This window comes from Acinetobacter sp. ANC_7503 (assembly GCF_056780035.1).
In genome coordinates this window covers 156,583-173,185 of record NZ_JBWYJA010000004.1, presented here as the reverse complement: position 1 = coordinate 173,185, position 16,603 = coordinate 156,583, and the positions used below count along the sequence as shown (strand labels likewise).

At 37.0% G+C, this 16,603-nt stretch carries 12 protein-coding genes; 4 read left to right on the top strand and 8 right to left on the bottom strand.

What is annotated here, in order from left to right:
• Positions 1-16 precede the first annotated feature (16 nt).
• From AC1M9M_RS07110 to uvrB, 7 genes are all read right to left on the bottom strand, one after another.
• Entirely contained in the window at positions 17-697 is a 681-nt protein-coding gene (locus AC1M9M_RS07110) for a hypothetical protein (protein WP_481595983.1), read from the bottom strand.
• An 11-nt stretch (positions 698-708) separates the two neighbouring features.
• Positions 709-1,467 (bottom strand): MFS transporter, encoded by a 759-nt coding sequence (locus AC1M9M_RS07105; RefSeq protein WP_481595982.1) that lies wholly within the window; start codon positions 1,465-1,467, stop codon positions 709-711.
• Between the two features lie 189 nt (positions 1,468-1,656).
• A complete protein-coding gene (locus AC1M9M_RS07100; protein WP_180028420.1) occupies positions 1,657-3,114 on the bottom strand; it encodes a glyceraldehyde-3-phosphate dehydrogenase in 1,458 nt (485 codons plus the stop codon).
• Positions 3,115-3,359: 245 nt separating this feature from the next.
• Positions 3,360-5,072 carry a hypothetical protein gene (locus AC1M9M_RS07095; protein ID WP_481595981.1) on the bottom strand — a complete coding sequence of 571 codons (1,713 nt, stop codon included), beginning with the start codon at positions 5,070-5,072 and terminating at the stop codon, positions 3,360-3,362.
• A gap of 157 nt (positions 5,073-5,229) precedes the next feature.
• Positions 5,230-6,174, bottom strand: coding sequence for an EamA family transporter RarD (rarD, locus tag AC1M9M_RS07090; RefSeq protein ID WP_481595980.1), 945 nt, complete (start codon positions 6,172-6,174; stop codon positions 5,230-5,232).
• A 106-nt stretch (positions 6,175-6,280) separates the two neighbouring features.
• Positions 6,281-6,883: a lipocalin family protein gene (locus AC1M9M_RS07085; RefSeq protein WP_481595979.1), complete on the bottom strand. Its 603-nt coding sequence runs from the start codon at positions 6,881-6,883 to the stop codon at positions 6,281-6,283.
• A gap of 122 nt (positions 6,884-7,005) precedes the next feature.
• Positions 7,006-9,027 (bottom strand): excinuclease ABC subunit UvrB, encoded by a 2,022-nt coding sequence (uvrB, locus tag AC1M9M_RS07080; RefSeq protein ID WP_481595978.1) that lies wholly within the window; start codon positions 9,025-9,027, stop codon positions 7,006-7,008.
• A 190-nt stretch (positions 9,028-9,217) separates the two neighbouring features.
• Between uvrB and AC1M9M_RS07075 the strand changes: the two genes are divergently transcribed.
• From AC1M9M_RS07075 to AC1M9M_RS07060, 4 genes are all read left to right on the top strand, one after another.
• Positions 9,218-10,003, top strand: a complete 786-nt coding sequence (locus tag AC1M9M_RS07075; RefSeq protein WP_481595977.1) for an A1S_2505 family phage non-structural protein — start codon at positions 9,218-9,220, stop codon at positions 10,001-10,003.
• Positions 10,004-10,079: 76 nt separating this feature from the next.
• Positions 10,080-11,495: a sensor domain-containing diguanylate cyclase gene (locus tag AC1M9M_RS07070; RefSeq protein ID WP_092767051.1), complete on the top strand. Its 1,416-nt coding sequence runs from the start codon at positions 10,080-10,082 to the stop codon at positions 11,493-11,495.
• A gap of 145 nt (positions 11,496-11,640) precedes the next feature.
• Positions 11,641-13,083, top strand: coding sequence for a sensor domain-containing diguanylate cyclase (locus tag AC1M9M_RS07065; protein WP_481589035.1), 1,443 nt, complete (start codon positions 11,641-11,643; stop codon positions 13,081-13,083).
• A 260-nt stretch (positions 13,084-13,343) separates the two neighbouring features.
• Positions 13,344-16,238, top strand: coding sequence for a calcium-binding protein (locus AC1M9M_RS07060; protein WP_481595976.1), 2,895 nt, complete (start codon positions 13,344-13,346; stop codon positions 16,236-16,238).
• Positions 16,239-16,280: 42 nt separating this feature from the next.
• Here AC1M9M_RS07060 and AC1M9M_RS07055 read toward each other — a convergent pair whose 3' ends face one another.
• Entirely contained in the window at positions 16,281-16,463 is a 183-nt protein-coding gene (locus AC1M9M_RS07055) for a hypothetical protein (protein WP_179997905.1), read from the bottom strand.
• Positions 16,464-16,603: the final 140 nt, after the last annotated feature.

Here is a 16,603-nt window from a genome sequence, read left to right as displayed (position 1 = left end):
CCTTAAAGGGGAGTTTTTACTTTTTAATATTGCGCAGAGGTAAATCCAAGTTCATATCTAAATTTGCTTTTGTCTCACGCTCCAAGTTGTACATTGTTGCTCTAAAACTAGATACATCCTTCATCAAAATTGGATCATTTAAATGCAATACAGGTTTGAAAACATGATCAATATCCACATCAAGCTGCTCATGCAAATCTAAATAGACAAGACCATCAAAATCAATCGTAATCGGAACCTGATAAGTACGCTTCAAATGAAATGGAACTTCAAGCTGAATAGGCAAATCTAAATTTAACGGAAATTTAGGTAAAAATCGTGTTTTATAAACCAAATCTGTTGTTGCACTAATTGGAATCGTTTGATCGATTTTTACTTTCGTTTGATAATCCACACTCACAGAAACAGGGACTTCGACTTTAAACTTGAGATTGGTTTTGTATTTACCCTGCAAATCTAAATCAATATTTTCCTGCACTTTAATTTGTGTATTTAGCGCGCCAATCGCTTGTACCTCAAGATAATTCCCAACATCAATTTTTGTCGGCAATGATTCTGATAATTGTACACTTGCATTCTTCGCAGTGACTTGAATGGATGCTTGAATATTGAGATATAGCCAAAAACCTACGGCGACAATGCTTGCCACGATAATAAACAAGAGCGAACCATATCCCACGATTTTTTTAGCACTCATGCTTCTCGAGCTCACTGGGCTTTCACCGATTCAGCAGATTGATCATCCTTCTGAACTTTAATGGGTGATGCTGCTTCCACTTTTTGATTTTTTTGTAATGTTAAGGTATTGAGTGGGATAACCAACTCACCTTTTTGTATTTTAATTGGCAAAGTATTTTGTACGTTGACTGAAGCCTCTAACGCAGTTTTAATTGGTGCATTCAAATGACCTTGTACTGGTATATCCACATCTAAATCCTTATTTAATGGGATGCGTAGATTCTCTTTTAAATCCGCTTGAACAGGTGCTTGAAATTTCAAGTGAACCATTTGATCTAAGGGAACATCCATTTCAACAGGTACATCAAGTTTAATTGGAATCGTCCCTTTCAATGGCAGTGTAATATCTTTGCCCAAAATGCGAACCTTAACTTTAGTATCTACTGCTAAATTTTGATCCACAATCAAATTTTCACGGACTGGAATAACCGTTTTAATTGGTACTTGATTGTCGAAATGAACAATAGGATTCAATGTTTGTTGTACAGGAATAGAAAGATTTTCACGTATAGGAATGGTCGTTTTCACACGACCTGTCACATTCACATCCAAAGCATCATGGATTTGAACTTTCGCTTGCAATGGCTCCTGAAGATCAATATTCACGGCTTGATCTTCAAGTGGAATGTAAATTTTAAAATGTTGAAAAACCCATAAGGCAATTGCTATACCACTCGCGGCAGCCAAAGCAATCAGCACGAAGCCAATGACAAGATATTTGATGCGCAAAAATATAATCCTTTAACACTTATTTTTTTAATCACCTGCTCACAATCCATATTTTATGTGAACAAATACACAATTTTTCAATATTAAACCACTTATTTTGAAGAAACCATATTGCTCTAAAGTCTTTATTACGTAAATTTAGGCAAATAAAAAAGAGCCTCGAAAGAGGCTCTTTTTATGCCTTACAAATTATGCATTTGTTTCAGCAGGAACTTTTGGATAGCTTACGCCGCCCATTTGTTCAGCGATACGCAGAACTTGGCAGCTATAACCTACTTCGTTGTCGTACCATACATATGCTGTTAAACGGTTACCAGACGTAATTGTTGCTTGCGCATCAAAAACACCTGCAGTGCGTGAACCGATAAAGTCAGATGATACAACTTCAGTAGAGTTTGTATAACCAATTTGACCTTGTAGATTAGAGTTGATAGAAATTTGACGAATATATTCGTTCACTTCATCACGATCAACTTCTTTATCTAAAGTCAGATTAAGGATTGCTAAAGACACGTTAGGTGTTGGAACACGTACAGAGTTACCAGTTAATTTGCCTTTAAGCGCTGGAAGTGCTTTAGCAACTGCTTTAGCAGCACCCGTTTCAGTGATCACCATGTTCAACGTTGCAGCACGGCCACGACGGTCAGCTTTATGGTAGTTATCGATCAAGTTTTGGTCGTTCGTGAATGAGTGAACTGTTTCAACGTGACCATTAATCACTGTATATTTGTCATGAAGTACTTTCAACGTCGGTGTAATCGCGTTTGTAGTACAGCTTGCAGCAGAGATGATTGTATCTTCATCAAGAATGTCAGCTTGGTTAACACCAAACACAACGTTCTTCATATCACCTTTACCAGGTGCAGTTAAGATTACACGTGCAGCGCCTGGGCATTTAAGGTGCTGAGCAAGACCTTCAGCGTCACGCCATTTACCAGTGTTATCAATCACCAATGCATTTTCAATACCATATGCAGTGTAATCCACTTCTGATGGATTAGATGCATAGATCACTTTGATGAATTGACCATTCGCAATAATTGCTTCGTTCTCTTCATCTACAGAAATCGTACCTGCAAATGGACCATGAATAGAGTCACGACGAAGTAAAGAAGCACGTTTCTCTAAATCACCATCAGATGATTTACGAACAACAATCGCTTTAAGATTTAGACCACGACCAAGACCAGACTGACCAATCATAAGACGTGCAAGGATACGACCAATACGACCAAAACCATAAAGCACAACATCTTTATGCTCAACAGATGCAGCATTGCCTTGTAGTGATTTAACAGCGTCAGCAACGAATGCATCTACATCGCCACCTTTTGCTTTAAATTCTACAGCAAGTTTGCCTAAATCGATTTCAGCTGTGCCGATATTTTGTACTTTAACCAATGCTTCGAGGATTGGGAAAGTATCTACAGCAGAAAGTTCAACGTCTAAAACACGTGTACGACGATGAGCTTTAAGAATTTGGATAACCGAGCGGTTAATTAAAGAGCGACCGTATACTGTAGCTACGATGTTTTTTTCACGGTATAACTGACCAACAAGGGCAATCATACGTTCCGCGAGTTCTTCACGGTTTTTCCAGCGACCTTGGTGCTCTGCATGTAGGGCAACGATAGTGTCTTTGCTCACAGATACGTCCTCTAATTAATTGTAAATCTAAGCATAAATTTCAAAACCCCATAATTGTAAAGGAATTAACTCAGAGTTGAAATGAAAACTCGTTTTATTTTTTACTAAAGCAATTTTCTCTTTGTAAAAAATATATTTTAGCAATTGAATTACAATATAATTTTTTGGGTAAATGATTTCATTTAGATATCAAATACTGATCATTAAGCCTACAAATCCAATTTCGTCACTGAGTTACAGCCTGTTCAACTAAATACTGGTGAAGCCGAAATATCCTGACTCAACATCATATTTAAATCTTCTAAATTAAAATCTTCTAAGTTTTCTGGGAGTTTGACCAATACTGGAAGCTTAGTTAAACCATTTTGCCCCGAAGGGAATGCATAATGTCGTTCAAACTCACTTGTAGCTGAAAAACTTTCAAATTCAATAAATACACTATATTTTCGATAGTTTTTAGGCACACTTAAAATATCTAGATAAGCCTGCTTCTTGATTTTCACCATGGCCAATGAAGTTTGTTGAAGTTCTTTTTCTAGCTTTTCTCCAGCCACCATTCTTTTTAAAAATGAGCCTTGAACTTCAGCATAATCTCGTTTCAAACGCATCGTATGAGACAGCATTTCTCGGTAATCTTGAATATGTTGGCTTAAATCTTCTTGTAATGCATTTAACGGTTTCTTGGAGCGCTCATGCATGACTCCACGCTCATACATATTCAATGGTACAAATATTTCATCTTTACGCTTTTCAAGTAGTTTTAAATAGGCTAACAACTTGTATTCAAACAATTGGACTGAGGAATTAAAAAATAATGAAGGCTGTTGTTTAAAATCTTTATAATTCGCCAGAATATCTGAAAATATGCGATGCACACTTTTAAACAGATGCTCATATTCTTCAATATGTGATAAATGCTGTTCTAAAGCCACCACGAGAGGTTGTAGCAATTCGACAGTCAATGCTTGCTCAATCTTCCGTAAATGCTGTTTGGCTACAAAATCACTATTACTTCCAGCCATCCCTAAATTTTGTGTCAAAAGCGGTAATATCTTCTGTTCAGCAACATCTTCAAATTCTTGCACAATTTGAATGACATCTTTATGGACTTGATGCTGAATAGTAACCATCATCTGCACGTGTTCCATAAACTGTTTGATATACCCCTCTTCATTGTAACGGCGCATATCCAAAACCAACCCATTGAGATAAATTTGCTGGTTGTATTCCATTCGATCTTCAAATAAAAAACGACGGATCGAAAATGGATTTTGTTCAAACTGACTGGTTGGTGCGATGACGAATAGAAATTCAGAGGTTTTAACAATATCAAAGTGTCGAATGGACTGTTCTTTCAGCAACCATTGTGCAAAAAAAGGATGCTCCATGATCGATGAGCTTCTAGGTAGAAGGGGTTTAAACCAATACCCCAATAATTGTTGCTTAATAAATACCTCTATCATAAAGCTCTTAATCTGAGCTGAAGTTAACTGACGAGCTCCAACTGGTGTTTCAAGATTTAATTCACGAATTAACTTAGCAACATCTTGCAAAAAAACCCGACGCATTAACATTTTTTCGCGTTGTAATTTTAAATTGTCCTCAACAGCAATTAGGTCAATTTGATACAGCGCATTTTCTAAATAGTCTGCCACTTGTACGCAATCCGTCATCTCCTTCAACCATTGGATAGATTGACATAACTTTGCTGCAATGGAGCGCATTCTTTCACTAGAAAAACTATGCTTTAAAATTCCCAGCGACGTCGTGACTTTATATTCGAATGTGTTATTCACACGATTCCAAAATATATCTTTAGGTTTGAGAATTTGACGATCAATTTCTTCGCGAACGTCACTATCTGAATGTTGAAATATACGCTCTAAGAGTCTTTGCCAGTTTAAATCCAGACTAGGCTCCATCTGTAATAATGCTGCTCTTGTTTGGTACTGAATCATGATTGTTAAATTAGAATTATTATTGATTTAACAAATTTACCACATTTTTATGTTTTAGTTAATTATGTCACAAATATTTTTAAAGAATAAGTAATTATTCTTATCATTCAGTCAAAAACTCTTATGTACAACTCATGCTTATGTAATGATATGAAACTTAGTGCTCATCTTTTTTGGCTAGACGCGATTGTAGTTTCTTATGTTGATATTGAAGTAACTTTTCAGTTCTTCTTTGACGATAGAGATAAATTGTACCTTCCAAAATAAGGAGCAATACAGCAAACCAAATTGGAATATAAGTCAACCATTCTCCTGCTTCCACGCGTTCACCCATTGCTATTGATGCTCCTGCCAACAAAATTGGCTCTAAATAACTCAATAACCCAAAAATCACAAATGGAAGATATCTGCTCGCCAAGATGTAACTTCCAAGCCCTAAGGCACTTAAGCAACCTAGACCTAGTACAGCTAAAATGAGATATTTAAACTCAATAATCAGGGGCAATGTGTTTGAATAAAAAAATGCTAGAAAAACAGCAACTGGAATCACCAGCAATAAATCCCACCAGAATCCACCTAAATGATCTGTTCCAAATTTTCTTCTTAAAAAAAAGTAGATCGGATAAGCCACAGCAACATACATGGTTTCCCATGCCACCGTACCAATGCGCCAGATTTCATGACTAACACCAAGAATTGCAAAAAACACTGCTGCAATTTGCCATTTTGAGAGTTTTTCTTTGTAAAGAACGCAACCAAAGAGGACCATCACCAGAGGCAACAAAAAATATCCTAAAGAAACCTCAAGCCCCCGACCATTGATTGGCCCCCACAAAAATAACCAGAGTTGAGTTGTACACAAAAACGAACTGATCAAGAGCCAAATTAAAATAGATGGTTGTTTGTAAATTTTATTATAAATTTCTCGAACATATTTTAGATCACCCGACCACCACATAAACAGCGTTAAAAAAGGTAATGTTGCTAACATTCGCCAAGCAAAGGTTTGCTCACTGTCTAGTGGTCTAAGAAAATACGTATAAAAATATAGCACCCCAAATGTCACTGATGCCACAACTGACAATGCTATACCTTTTAACATATCTGAACCTAAATTTTACCAAACGATATTATAGCTAGAATTCATAGCAATTGATGTTGATGCATAAAAAAACCACGCCTTAGCGTGGTTCTCATCATTTTCAACATTATTTTGTTGAACCAGGTGCTTGACCCGTTTGCTTTGTACGTATCACATCGCTTAAGTCATAACCAACAGATTTAGCATAATCAAGATACTCATTCACGACTGCTTGATCTGGATTATGCGTGCGAGAAAGTACCCACATATACTTACGCTTTGGCTCACCCACGAGTACAGTTTGATAATCCTCATCCAGTTTCAGCACCCAGTAGTCGCCACGACCAACTGGTAACCATCGAATAGCACTCGGCAAGAAACTAACTTTCAATTTTGTATTAAATGGCTGATTTTGTACAAATGCCTCACCCACTGACTGAGTAACTTTACCGTCAGCGGTAAAACAACGGTTATCAACATTAACATTACCATTTTCATTTAATGTATATGTCGCAGTCACATCACGATCACACTTGTTTTGGAAATAAAGTGGTTTACGTGCTACTTCATACCAAACACCTAAGTATTTATCGAGTTCAACTTTATCAACGGTATTGAGTGGTTTGTCCTGAGCATAAACCATCGTTGCTGCCCCTAAACCAACCAATAACGCACCACCCAATACAATCTTGCTAACATTGAAACCAGCAGATGGGAGACTCTTGATCATCTAAATAACCCCTATTTATTGAATTTGTTTGTGAGTATTCATTTACTCTTCAACAATAACGGTTATTTCTCGGCTTAATGTTACGTTATGTGATGATTTTACAATGTTTTCTGTAAATTAAATCACTGAATTAACTGTGCTTTTAAACGCACGATCTCATCACGGAAACGCGCTGCTTGCTCAAACTGAAGCTCTTTCGAAGCTTTGAGCATTTCCTTCTCTAATTTAGCCAAATGTTTTGCCAATAGTTTCGGATCAGAAACAATATAGCGCTCATCCGCACTTAATGCACGTGCTTGTCCCGATACACTCTCATCAATTGACTCATCATCATACACTTCACCAGTATCAATTTCTTTGATGACTTGGCGGACTGCTGAACGCGGAGTGATGCCATGTTCTAAGTTAAAATTAATTTGTTTGGTACGGCGACGCTCCGTTTCATCAATTGCTTTTTGCATTGAATCCGTAATCCGATCTGCATATAAAATAGCCTTTCCTTCAACATTTCGAGCAGCACGACCAATGGTTTGGATAAGTGAGCGTTCTGAGCGTAAAAAGCCTTCTTTATCGGCATCTAAAATTGCAACTAAAGATACCTCAGGCATGTCTAAACCTTCACGGAGTAAGTTAATTCCAATCAATGCATCGTAGACACCTGTTCGTAATTCATGAATGATCTTCACACGTTCGACAGTATCGATATCAGAGTGCAGATAAGCCACTTTGATCCCGTACTCTTTTAAATATGACGTCAAATCTTCAGCCATACGTTTGGTTAACGTTGTGACCAAGACGCGTTCATTTTTATCTTTACGTTGATTAATCTCCGAAAGGACATCGTCCACCTGAGTCAATACTGGTCGAATTTCAATGACGGGGTCAATCAACCCTGTTGGACGCACCACCTGCTCAGCAATTTGTTCTGATTTTTCTAATTCATAATTGGCAGGCGTCGCACTGACATAAATTGTAGTAGGAATAATACGTTCCCACTCTTCAAACTTCATTGGTCGATTATCCAATGCACTTGGCAAGCGGAAACCATAATTCACTAGATTTTCTTTACGTGATCGATCGCCTTTATACATCGCACCAATTTGAGGAACCGTAACATGCGATTCATCAATAATAAGTAATGCATCCTCAGGCAGGTAGTCGAAAAGCGTTGGCGGGGCCTCTCCAGCTGGTCGACCTGATAAATGTCTCGAGTAATTCTCAATACCATTGGTATAACCAAGCTGTTGCATCATCTCAAGGTCATATCGAGTACGCTGTTCAATACGTTGAGCTTCAAGCAATTTATCTTCAGCTCTGAAATATGCCAAGCGCTCTTTGAGTTCTTCACGAATCGTTTCGATGGCACGCTGCAAGTTATCTTTAGGCGTCACATAGTGACTTTTAGGATAAATCGTGATTCGTGGGACTTTACGAATCATTTTTCCAGTCAAAGGATCAAACCAGCGGATCGAATCCACTTCATCATCAAATAGCTCAATCCGCACTGCATTTTGTTCTGACTCTGCGGGGAAAATATCAAGAATTTCTCCACGAATTCGATAAGTACCTCGTAAAAATTCGAGTTCATTACGCGTATATTGCATTTCTACCAATCGACGAATCAACTCATCACGGCTGACTCGATCACCTGTCACAATATGTAAGAGCATATTCATATATGCGTTAGGATCACCTAAACCATAAATGGCGGACACCGAAGCAACGATAATGGCATCCTTACGCTCAAGCAAAGCACGCGTTGCGGACAACCGCATCTGATCGATGTGATCATTAATAGCAGAATCCTTCTCAATAAAAGTATCAGATGACGGTACGTATGCTTCTGGCTGATAGTAATCGTAATAACTTACAAAATACTCAACAGCATTATGTGGAAAAAATGCTTTAAATTCTCCATAGAGTTGGGCCGCAAGGGTTTTGTTGTGTGCCATTACAATAGTAGGACGTTGTAATTGCATAATCACATTCGCCATCGTATAGGTCTTACCAGAGCCTGTTACCCCTAATAGCAATTGATCCTTAAAACCTTGTTGTACTCCTTTAACAAGTTTCTCAATTGCTTGAGGTTGATCTCCTGCAGGCTCGTAATTAGTTACTAATTCAAATGGACGACTGTCACTCACTCGATAATTCTCGCTATACAGATGATGAAAATATGCAATAACACTGGTAATGCATGGCTTGCTTGCTCAAATCTTTATGATTTACTCATCTGATGATGAGGGTGAAAACCATAAATTCAATCAATTTTACTTGACCCTTACAGCAATCAATTGCACCATGAACTTAAATTGCATGTTGATTTAAAAAACTATGACTTACCAATATCACGATGAAACGATTATCAACAGTTTAAATGAAGATACAGTATTTGTATTTGGTAGTAATTTAGCAGGCACGCATGCAGGTGGTGCTGCAAAAATTGCACTTCAACATTTCGGTGCGGTTAAAGGTGCTGGCCGCGGCTGGGCTGGACAGAGCTATGCAATACCCACCATGAATGAGCATTTGCAACAAATGCCTCTATCCCAGATTGAACACTACATCAATGATTTTAAGATCTATACAAAAAACCACCCCAAGATTAAGTATTTTATTACAGCCGTTGGTTGTGGTGTAGCAGGTTACAAAGTTGCTGAAATAGCACCCATGTTCAAAGGTATATCAAAAAATGTGATTTTCCCGATTTCGTTTAAACCTTTCGTTGAACGAACCTTTCCTAAATTAAACCAACCTTTATTACATGCCATTTTTTCTTCTGAACTGCTGTTCGCGGATTCTTTAGAAACGGCATTTGAGCAACTTAATTTAAATGAATCTGAAAAGAAACTAGCCAATATTTTGATCGAAACGCCGATGTTCCCCGTGGACAGTAATGGACGTGAACGCATATTTGAAATCGAAGATATCCTCTATCATCTAAAAGATCAAACCTTCCAATATGAACCTAAGTCCGATCGTGCATTCATGATGGGTGGTGTGGTATTGGCTTTACTTGAACTCTACCAAATGAATGAACAAGATTTTGTTGATGTTTGGCAAGGGCTTAAGTCAATTTCTGCGCCAAAACCTGAGCATCGAGCAAAAAAATCAGTTTAATAAGATGTTGATTTTATAAGATTCATTCACTTATATTGTATAAATGAATGAATTTTAAACACCAAGGCTCGCATCTATGGATCATTTAGATCTGACCATCTTTGATTTATCTCCAATTGCGATGTGGCTACAAGACTTCAGCGGTGTTAAACAAATTTTTGAACAATGGACTGCTGAAGGTATTGAAGATATTGAAGCATATTTGATGGAGGATCACAGTCGTCTCCACCTTTGCTTGAGTACGATTCATACCTTACGTGTTAACCAAAGTACGCTTAAACTGTATGAAGCAAAAAACTTAGAAGAAATTTTAGAAAGTTTTCAGAAGTTCCTTCATCCTGAAGTCAGCACTTTCCAAATCCAATTTTTTGTATCACTTTGGAAGAATACTGAACATCATATTCCAGTGATCAATTATACGACCAATGGAAAGCGTTTAGATGTTCAATTACGCGGTATGAAATTAAAAGGTTATGAGGATAATTGGAAATGCCTACTCATGACCACCGAAGATATTTCCCAATATCAAAAAGCACGTCATTTTGCCGAATCTTTATTTACTTATAATCCAACAGCACTATGGATCATGGATTTTAGCCAAATTAAAAAAAGATTTGAGCTGCTCCGTTTGCAAAACATTGAGAATTTAGACCAACACATTCATCAACATCCAGAATTTGTTGTGGAATGCTTTGAGCAAATAAATTTCATTGATGTCAATGAAGCGGCGCTCAAACTTTTTGCTGTGAAAGATAAATCTCAATTTTTACATCATTCTCATGATTTATTTGATATTAAACGTTTGGAAAATTTTAAAAGCCAGTTACTACAATTGTGGAATCATGAAGAATATCAACAGCGAGAAAGTAGTTTCTACAACGCGAATGGAGAACAAATCTTCGTTTTAGAACAATTAAATATTTTTCCACATAATTTAGATGATTGGGCGGTGATACAAGTCGCCCTTACAGATATCACTGAGCGAAAAAAATTAGAAAATCACTTACATTATTTGGGTCAACATGACATTTTAACGGATTTACATAACAGAACTTATTTTAATGAAGAAATTGAACGGATTGAGCAACTTGATCTCTATCCAGTGTCTTGTATTTACATTGACATGAACGGTTTAAAAATTATCAATGATCAGTTCGGACATGATGTCGGTGATCAGTATCTAAAAAACTTTGCCGAAATTCTTCAATTTGTCACTCACAAAAAAGATTTTTCAATTTCTAGAATAGGTGGCGATGAATTTGTATTATTGATGCCTCATGCCGATGTTGAGCAAGTTAAAATCCTTGTTCATGATCTTGAAACTCAAATACATCAACATAATCTAGATCACCCTCATCTTTCTATCAGCGTTTCACTCGGACATGCCACAAGACTTAAAGGCGAAACCTTAGAAGATATGTTACGCCGTGCAGATAAATGCATGTATATTAACAAGCATCATTTTTATCAAAATAAAAATCTAACGAATTGAGCTTAGGATTTAGCTCAACGTTAGCTTAGCTTAAAAAAGTGTCTTAAATCACGTAAATAATAAAAAATTTGAATTTTATATCAAAATAATTTAGTGCTATATTATCCACAATTTATTGTTTTAAAAGAAAAGTTCAAGGATAGTTATGGAGATACTTGATTCATCAATTTTTGATTTATCTCCTATCCCAATGTGGTTGGAAGATTTTAGTGCCATTCAAACCATCTTTAACCAATGGCGTAGTGATGGGGTTACTGATTTAGCTTTACATCTGCAGCAAAATCCAGATCTTGTGACTTTATGCGCACATCAAATTAAGATTGTTAAAGTAAATCAAAAAACACTCGATCTTTTTGAAGCACAAAGCCTTAAACATCTTACCCAAAATTTAAGCACCATTTTCCAACATCAAATGTTTGATGCACATGTAGCGGAATTAGTTGCACTTTGGAAGGGTGAATTAGAGTTTACAAGTACAACCACTAATTTCACCTTGAGTGGTCAACCCTTAGACATAAAACTGCGAGCTGTCGTTTTACCTGGTTCAGAACAAAGTTTAGACCGTATTTTGCTTACTACAGAAGATATTAGTGGTTATATGCAAGCTCGGCGTTTAGAAGAAAAAAATCGTCGATTAGCTGAAGCAAGATTTAGTTATTCACCCACATCATTATGGGTTGAAGACTTTAGTCGCATTAAATTAAGACTCGATCATCTTAAATCAATTGGTATTGATGATTTCAGAACTTTTTTAGATGTGCATCAAGATTTCGTACAACAATGCATTGAAGACATTGTATTACTTGACGTCAACCAAGCAACATTGGATTTGTTCAAGGCATCGACGAAATCAGATTTATTTCAAAATCTAAAAAAAGTTTTCTCGAAAGAAATGCATCAAACTTTTAAGGAACAATTGATCGAACTATGGAATGGGAAAATTCATCATAGTCGTGAAGCGATCAATTATGCTTTGGATGGTTCAATTCGCTATGTTTTACTTCAATTCACTGTGTTTCCAGGTTATGAAGAAGATTGGGGACTTGTACAACTTGCCCTAACGGACATTACAGCGCGAAAAAAAGCTGAGAGCTATTTAGAATATTTAGGTAAACACGACGTTTTAACAAAACTCAAAAATCGCTCGTTCTACACTGAAGAAATCCATCGATTGGAACGCGCACTTATTCGCCCAGTTTCTGCAATTTTTCTAGATATGAATGGCCTTAAACCGATTAATGATCAATTTGGTCATGATGTAGGTGATGAGATTTTACGCAGAATGGGTAATATCTTAAGTAGAACGATTCACAATACCAGTTATACAGCCTCTCGAATTGGAGGTGATGAATTTGTTATCCTGATGCAAGGTGCAAATGAAACTACCGTTCAGTCGACGATTTTGACCATTCAAGAATTATTGAATATCGATAATCAATATTATTCTAACCATATCATCAGTGCATCAATGGGATTTGCTACAAGCCTTGAGAATGAAACAATTGAGGATATGTTAAAGCGTGCAGACCAATCCATGTATGATCACAAGAGACAATACTACAAATATTTATCCAATAAAAATCAATAATTTACAGTATTTATATTTTTAGATCATACATTTTATTTGCTCTTGAAACACTAGTCATTGCACTGGTGTTTTTTTTTTAAAAATCAATCTTATTTAGTTCTCATATAAGCTTTACTATATTTTTCATTAAATTATGACAAAAAATTCATGATCTTGTCTAACAAAAGCAATTGATTTTAAATTAATAAAATGTGATTCTCATCACACTTTAATCACGAACAATGATTAAAAACACTTTATTTTTATAAGAGACTATAACAATGGCTTTGTTCAATTATAAATCATTCGATTACTTACCTAACTTTAAATTAAGTTCAGTTCTCTCAATTCCAGCTCAACTCGTTGGTAATGGTCTAATCGCTGCCACCAATGCTGTGAATACTGTTCTTGATGTAGTATCTCCTATTGGTTTAGCAGGTAATGCTTTACTTGGCAAACCTTTCGAAGCAGTGCACGAACTTGGTGATAAAATTATTGATGCAGCTTCAGATGCAGTGAATTCAGTGGGTAAAGCACTTGGTGCAACCATCGAACCGAATGACACTCATCATAAAAATGAGTGGGAAGACAAAGAACTCAGCTTAGATAACATTTTAAGCCTTCCTGGGGATTTAATTGGAAACACCATTATCGGTGCAACCAATATTGCCAATGATATTCTTGATGCTGCTGCACCGATTGCTATTGCAGGAAATGCGCTTATCCCTGGTTTTGATGTTGTTCATAAAGCAGGTGATACGATTATTGATGCTGTCTCTGATGTGGCTCATGACATTGGCTCAGCGATTGGCGGGACAATTGAACCTAAAGATACCCATTATGATAATGAATGGTCTCAAGAGCTTCCATCAGCTACTGAAAACCTAAAATCAATTGTGAATACAGTTGCAAATCAAGTTGAAAATGCACTTGAACCTATTTTCGATTATGTTCCTGATTTCAAATTTAGCTCAGTACTTTCTATTCCAGCTCAGTTACTAGGTAATGGTTTAGTCACGACAGCAAATTTAGTCAATACAGTTTTAGATGTGGCTTCGCCTATTGGCCTAGCAGGTAATGCTCTACTTGGTAAACCATTTGAAGTTGTTCATGAGTTAGGTGACCGCATTATCGATGCAGCATCGAATTTACTCAGTGGTGCTGGTGAGGCCCTCGGCTCAAATGTAGAAGCAAAAGATACACACCACAAAAATGAATGGAAAGATGGCGAACTTAGCCTTGATTCAATTTTAAAAATTCCAAGTGAGCTGGTTGGTAATTTGATTATCGGCAAAGATGGCATCGTGAATGATTTATTAGATAGCGTTGCGCCATTGGTTAAAGTTGGTGATAAATTCATTCCTGGTTTCGAAGAAATTCATAAAGCCGGTGATGCAATCATTGATCAAATTTCAGACATTATCGTAAATATTGGTAAGGATATTGGTGCCACTCTTCCACCTTCAGACTCACATTTTGATCGAGAATGGGGGCAACCAAAACAACCAGATCAATCTAATCCATCAGATGACGGTCGTCCTAAATTCTACAAAATTGACAATCAATTCAGTTACCGCGTAAGTGAATCTGCATTTAAACAAGTTCAAGAACTATATAACAAGTTTATCTCGACTGGTTCTTTACAAGGTAAAAATTTCTGGCGCCCTATTTATACCGTGATCAAAGAAGATTTAGCATCAAATGACGCAGTTGATCAGGGTACTAAAAACTGGTTAAAAGTTGCTGAAGCTGTTGCAATAGCTGATCCTCAGAGCTTCCTTTATCAATATGTTCGCTTAGGAACAGGTAAATCACTCGCAGATAAAGGCATCTATATTACGGATGAACAATTCTGGCAAGCATCAAATGTATTGATCAAAACTTTAGCTGACAATTTCTTGAATGGCGTTAAAAATGCTGATGGCGAGACTGTTGTTCCAGCAGGATATTTACCAAGCTCTGATGGTAAGTTTGGATTGGTACTTATGGATGCAACTCAAGCTCTTGAAAACTTGGGTGGCGAGCTAGGTGATTGGACAGGTATCACACCATTAAGTATTCTTGATCACTATTTAGGTGTTGATACTTCACAATTGAATGGTGGTGATAGCCGTCCGTTTACTTGGTATTTAGAGCTATTGGGTGATGTAGTTAAAGCCAACTTAAAAGCTGGTGCGAGTATCTTTGATGTTGTGAATCAGATCGTGACTGAGGGCTTAAACTTCGTTGGACAATTCATCAAAGGTGAAATATTTGATGATGGCTTCTCTTCACGTGATCAACTTGTAAATACATTGACTCAACTTGCTTACGCATATGCAGGTGATTTGGCTGGTTCTGTAGCAGTAGCGACAAACTTATTTAACCCTAACACCAACATTATTACCACTTACTCAGTTTTCGGACGTACCTTAAACGGTAAAGATGGTAATGACATCATTAAAGGCAGTGTCGGCAACGATACGCTTGTAGGTGGTAAAGGTGATGACTTGCTCTTTGGTGGTTGGGGCAATGACATTCTAAAAGGTGGTGAAGGCATCAATGTCCTCGTAGGTGGTCGTGGTGACGATACCTATTATGTACAATCAAAATATGACTTCGTACTTGAACACAACTATGAAGGTACAGACACTGTCATTAGTTCTGCAGATCAGTATCAATTAACCGAAAATATTGAAAACCTTACGCTGATCAATCCAATCAAAGAACTTTTGATTGCTGGATCAGAAATTCAACAAAGTGGTACGGGTAACCAATCTGACAACATTATCACAGGTAGCAAATTCGTAAATAACGAATTAAAAGGCCTCGCTGGAGATGACACCTTAATCGCAAACGGGGGTCTAATTAACATCTTAAATGGTGGTATTGGTAACGACAAATTGTATGGCGATCTTGGTAACGAGACATACTATTTTGATCAAGGCTTTGGAGTAGATACAATCTATGAAAAAGGTGGTCAAGATACCATTCAATTTGGTGCTGGTATCGCAATTGATGATTTACTCGTTCAAGACTCTGGGAATGATCGTATCATCAAACTTAAAGATTCTGCTGATCAAATCACTATTAAAGATTGGGCAAAAGGTGAAGCACATCAAGTTGAATCAATCGTATTTAAAGACGGTTCTACATTCAACTTACTGACTCTAGATCAAAGCTTAAGTTACGTGTAATTCTTTCCCACAAAAAAATAGGTGCTTAAAGCACCTATTTTTTTATCTTTTACCCATTGAGCGACGTGTACCACGTGGCGGCATCCATGTGCGATCAGCATAGCGCTGAGGCTTTGGACGTAGATCTTCGATTTCTTCATCAGCTTGCTTTGCGTCATTCACTTGCTTGATAGGAAATGGAAGATTCACTACAGGCTTCTTTTTGGGAGAATTTTCCGAACTCATTTGAGACCACTCATTTCAATCTAACGCTATTGTACGGAAATTTGTTTTTTTATGCGACCCACGTTGTTTAATATGGATATGTATCATTGCATTAAAATTCGATGAATTTCGTGATTTTTTGCTAATTTGCCTAGATATTG

What these genes read in the sequence shown, in the direction of transcription:
- AC1M9M_RS07110 (WP_481595983.1), bottom strand. Translation starts at nt 697, where the DNA reads ATGAGTGCTAAAAAAATCGTGGGATATGGTTCGCTCTTGTTTATTATC.
- AC1M9M_RS07095 (WP_481595981.1), bottom strand. Translation starts at nt 5,072, where the DNA reads ATGATTCAGTACCAAACAAGAGCAGCATTATTACAGATGGAGCCTAGT.
- rarD (WP_481595980.1), bottom strand. Translation starts at nt 6,174, where the DNA reads ATGTTAAAAGGTATAGCATTGTCAGTTGTGGCATCAGTGACATTTGGG.
- AC1M9M_RS07085 (WP_481595979.1), bottom strand. Translation starts at nt 6,883, where the DNA reads ATGATCAAGAGTCTCCCATCTGCTGGTTTCAATGTTAGCAAGATTGTA.
- AC1M9M_RS07075 (WP_481595977.1), top strand. Translation starts at nt 9,218, where the DNA reads ATGACTTACCAATATCACGATGAAACGATTATCAACAGTTTAAATGAA.
- AC1M9M_RS07070 (WP_092767051.1), top strand. Translation starts at nt 10,080, where the DNA reads ATGGATCATTTAGATCTGACCATCTTTGATTTATCTCCAATTGCGATG.
- AC1M9M_RS07065 (WP_481589035.1), top strand. Translation starts at nt 11,641, where the DNA reads ATGGAGATACTTGATTCATCAATTTTTGATTTATCTCCTATCCCAATG.
- AC1M9M_RS07060 (WP_481595976.1), top strand. Translation starts at nt 13,344, where the DNA reads ATGGCTTTGTTCAATTATAAATCATTCGATTACTTACCTAACTTTAAA.
- AC1M9M_RS07055 (WP_179997905.1), bottom strand. Translation starts at nt 16,463, where the DNA reads ATGAGTTCGGAAAATTCTCCCAAAAAGAAGCCTGTAGTGAATCTTCCA.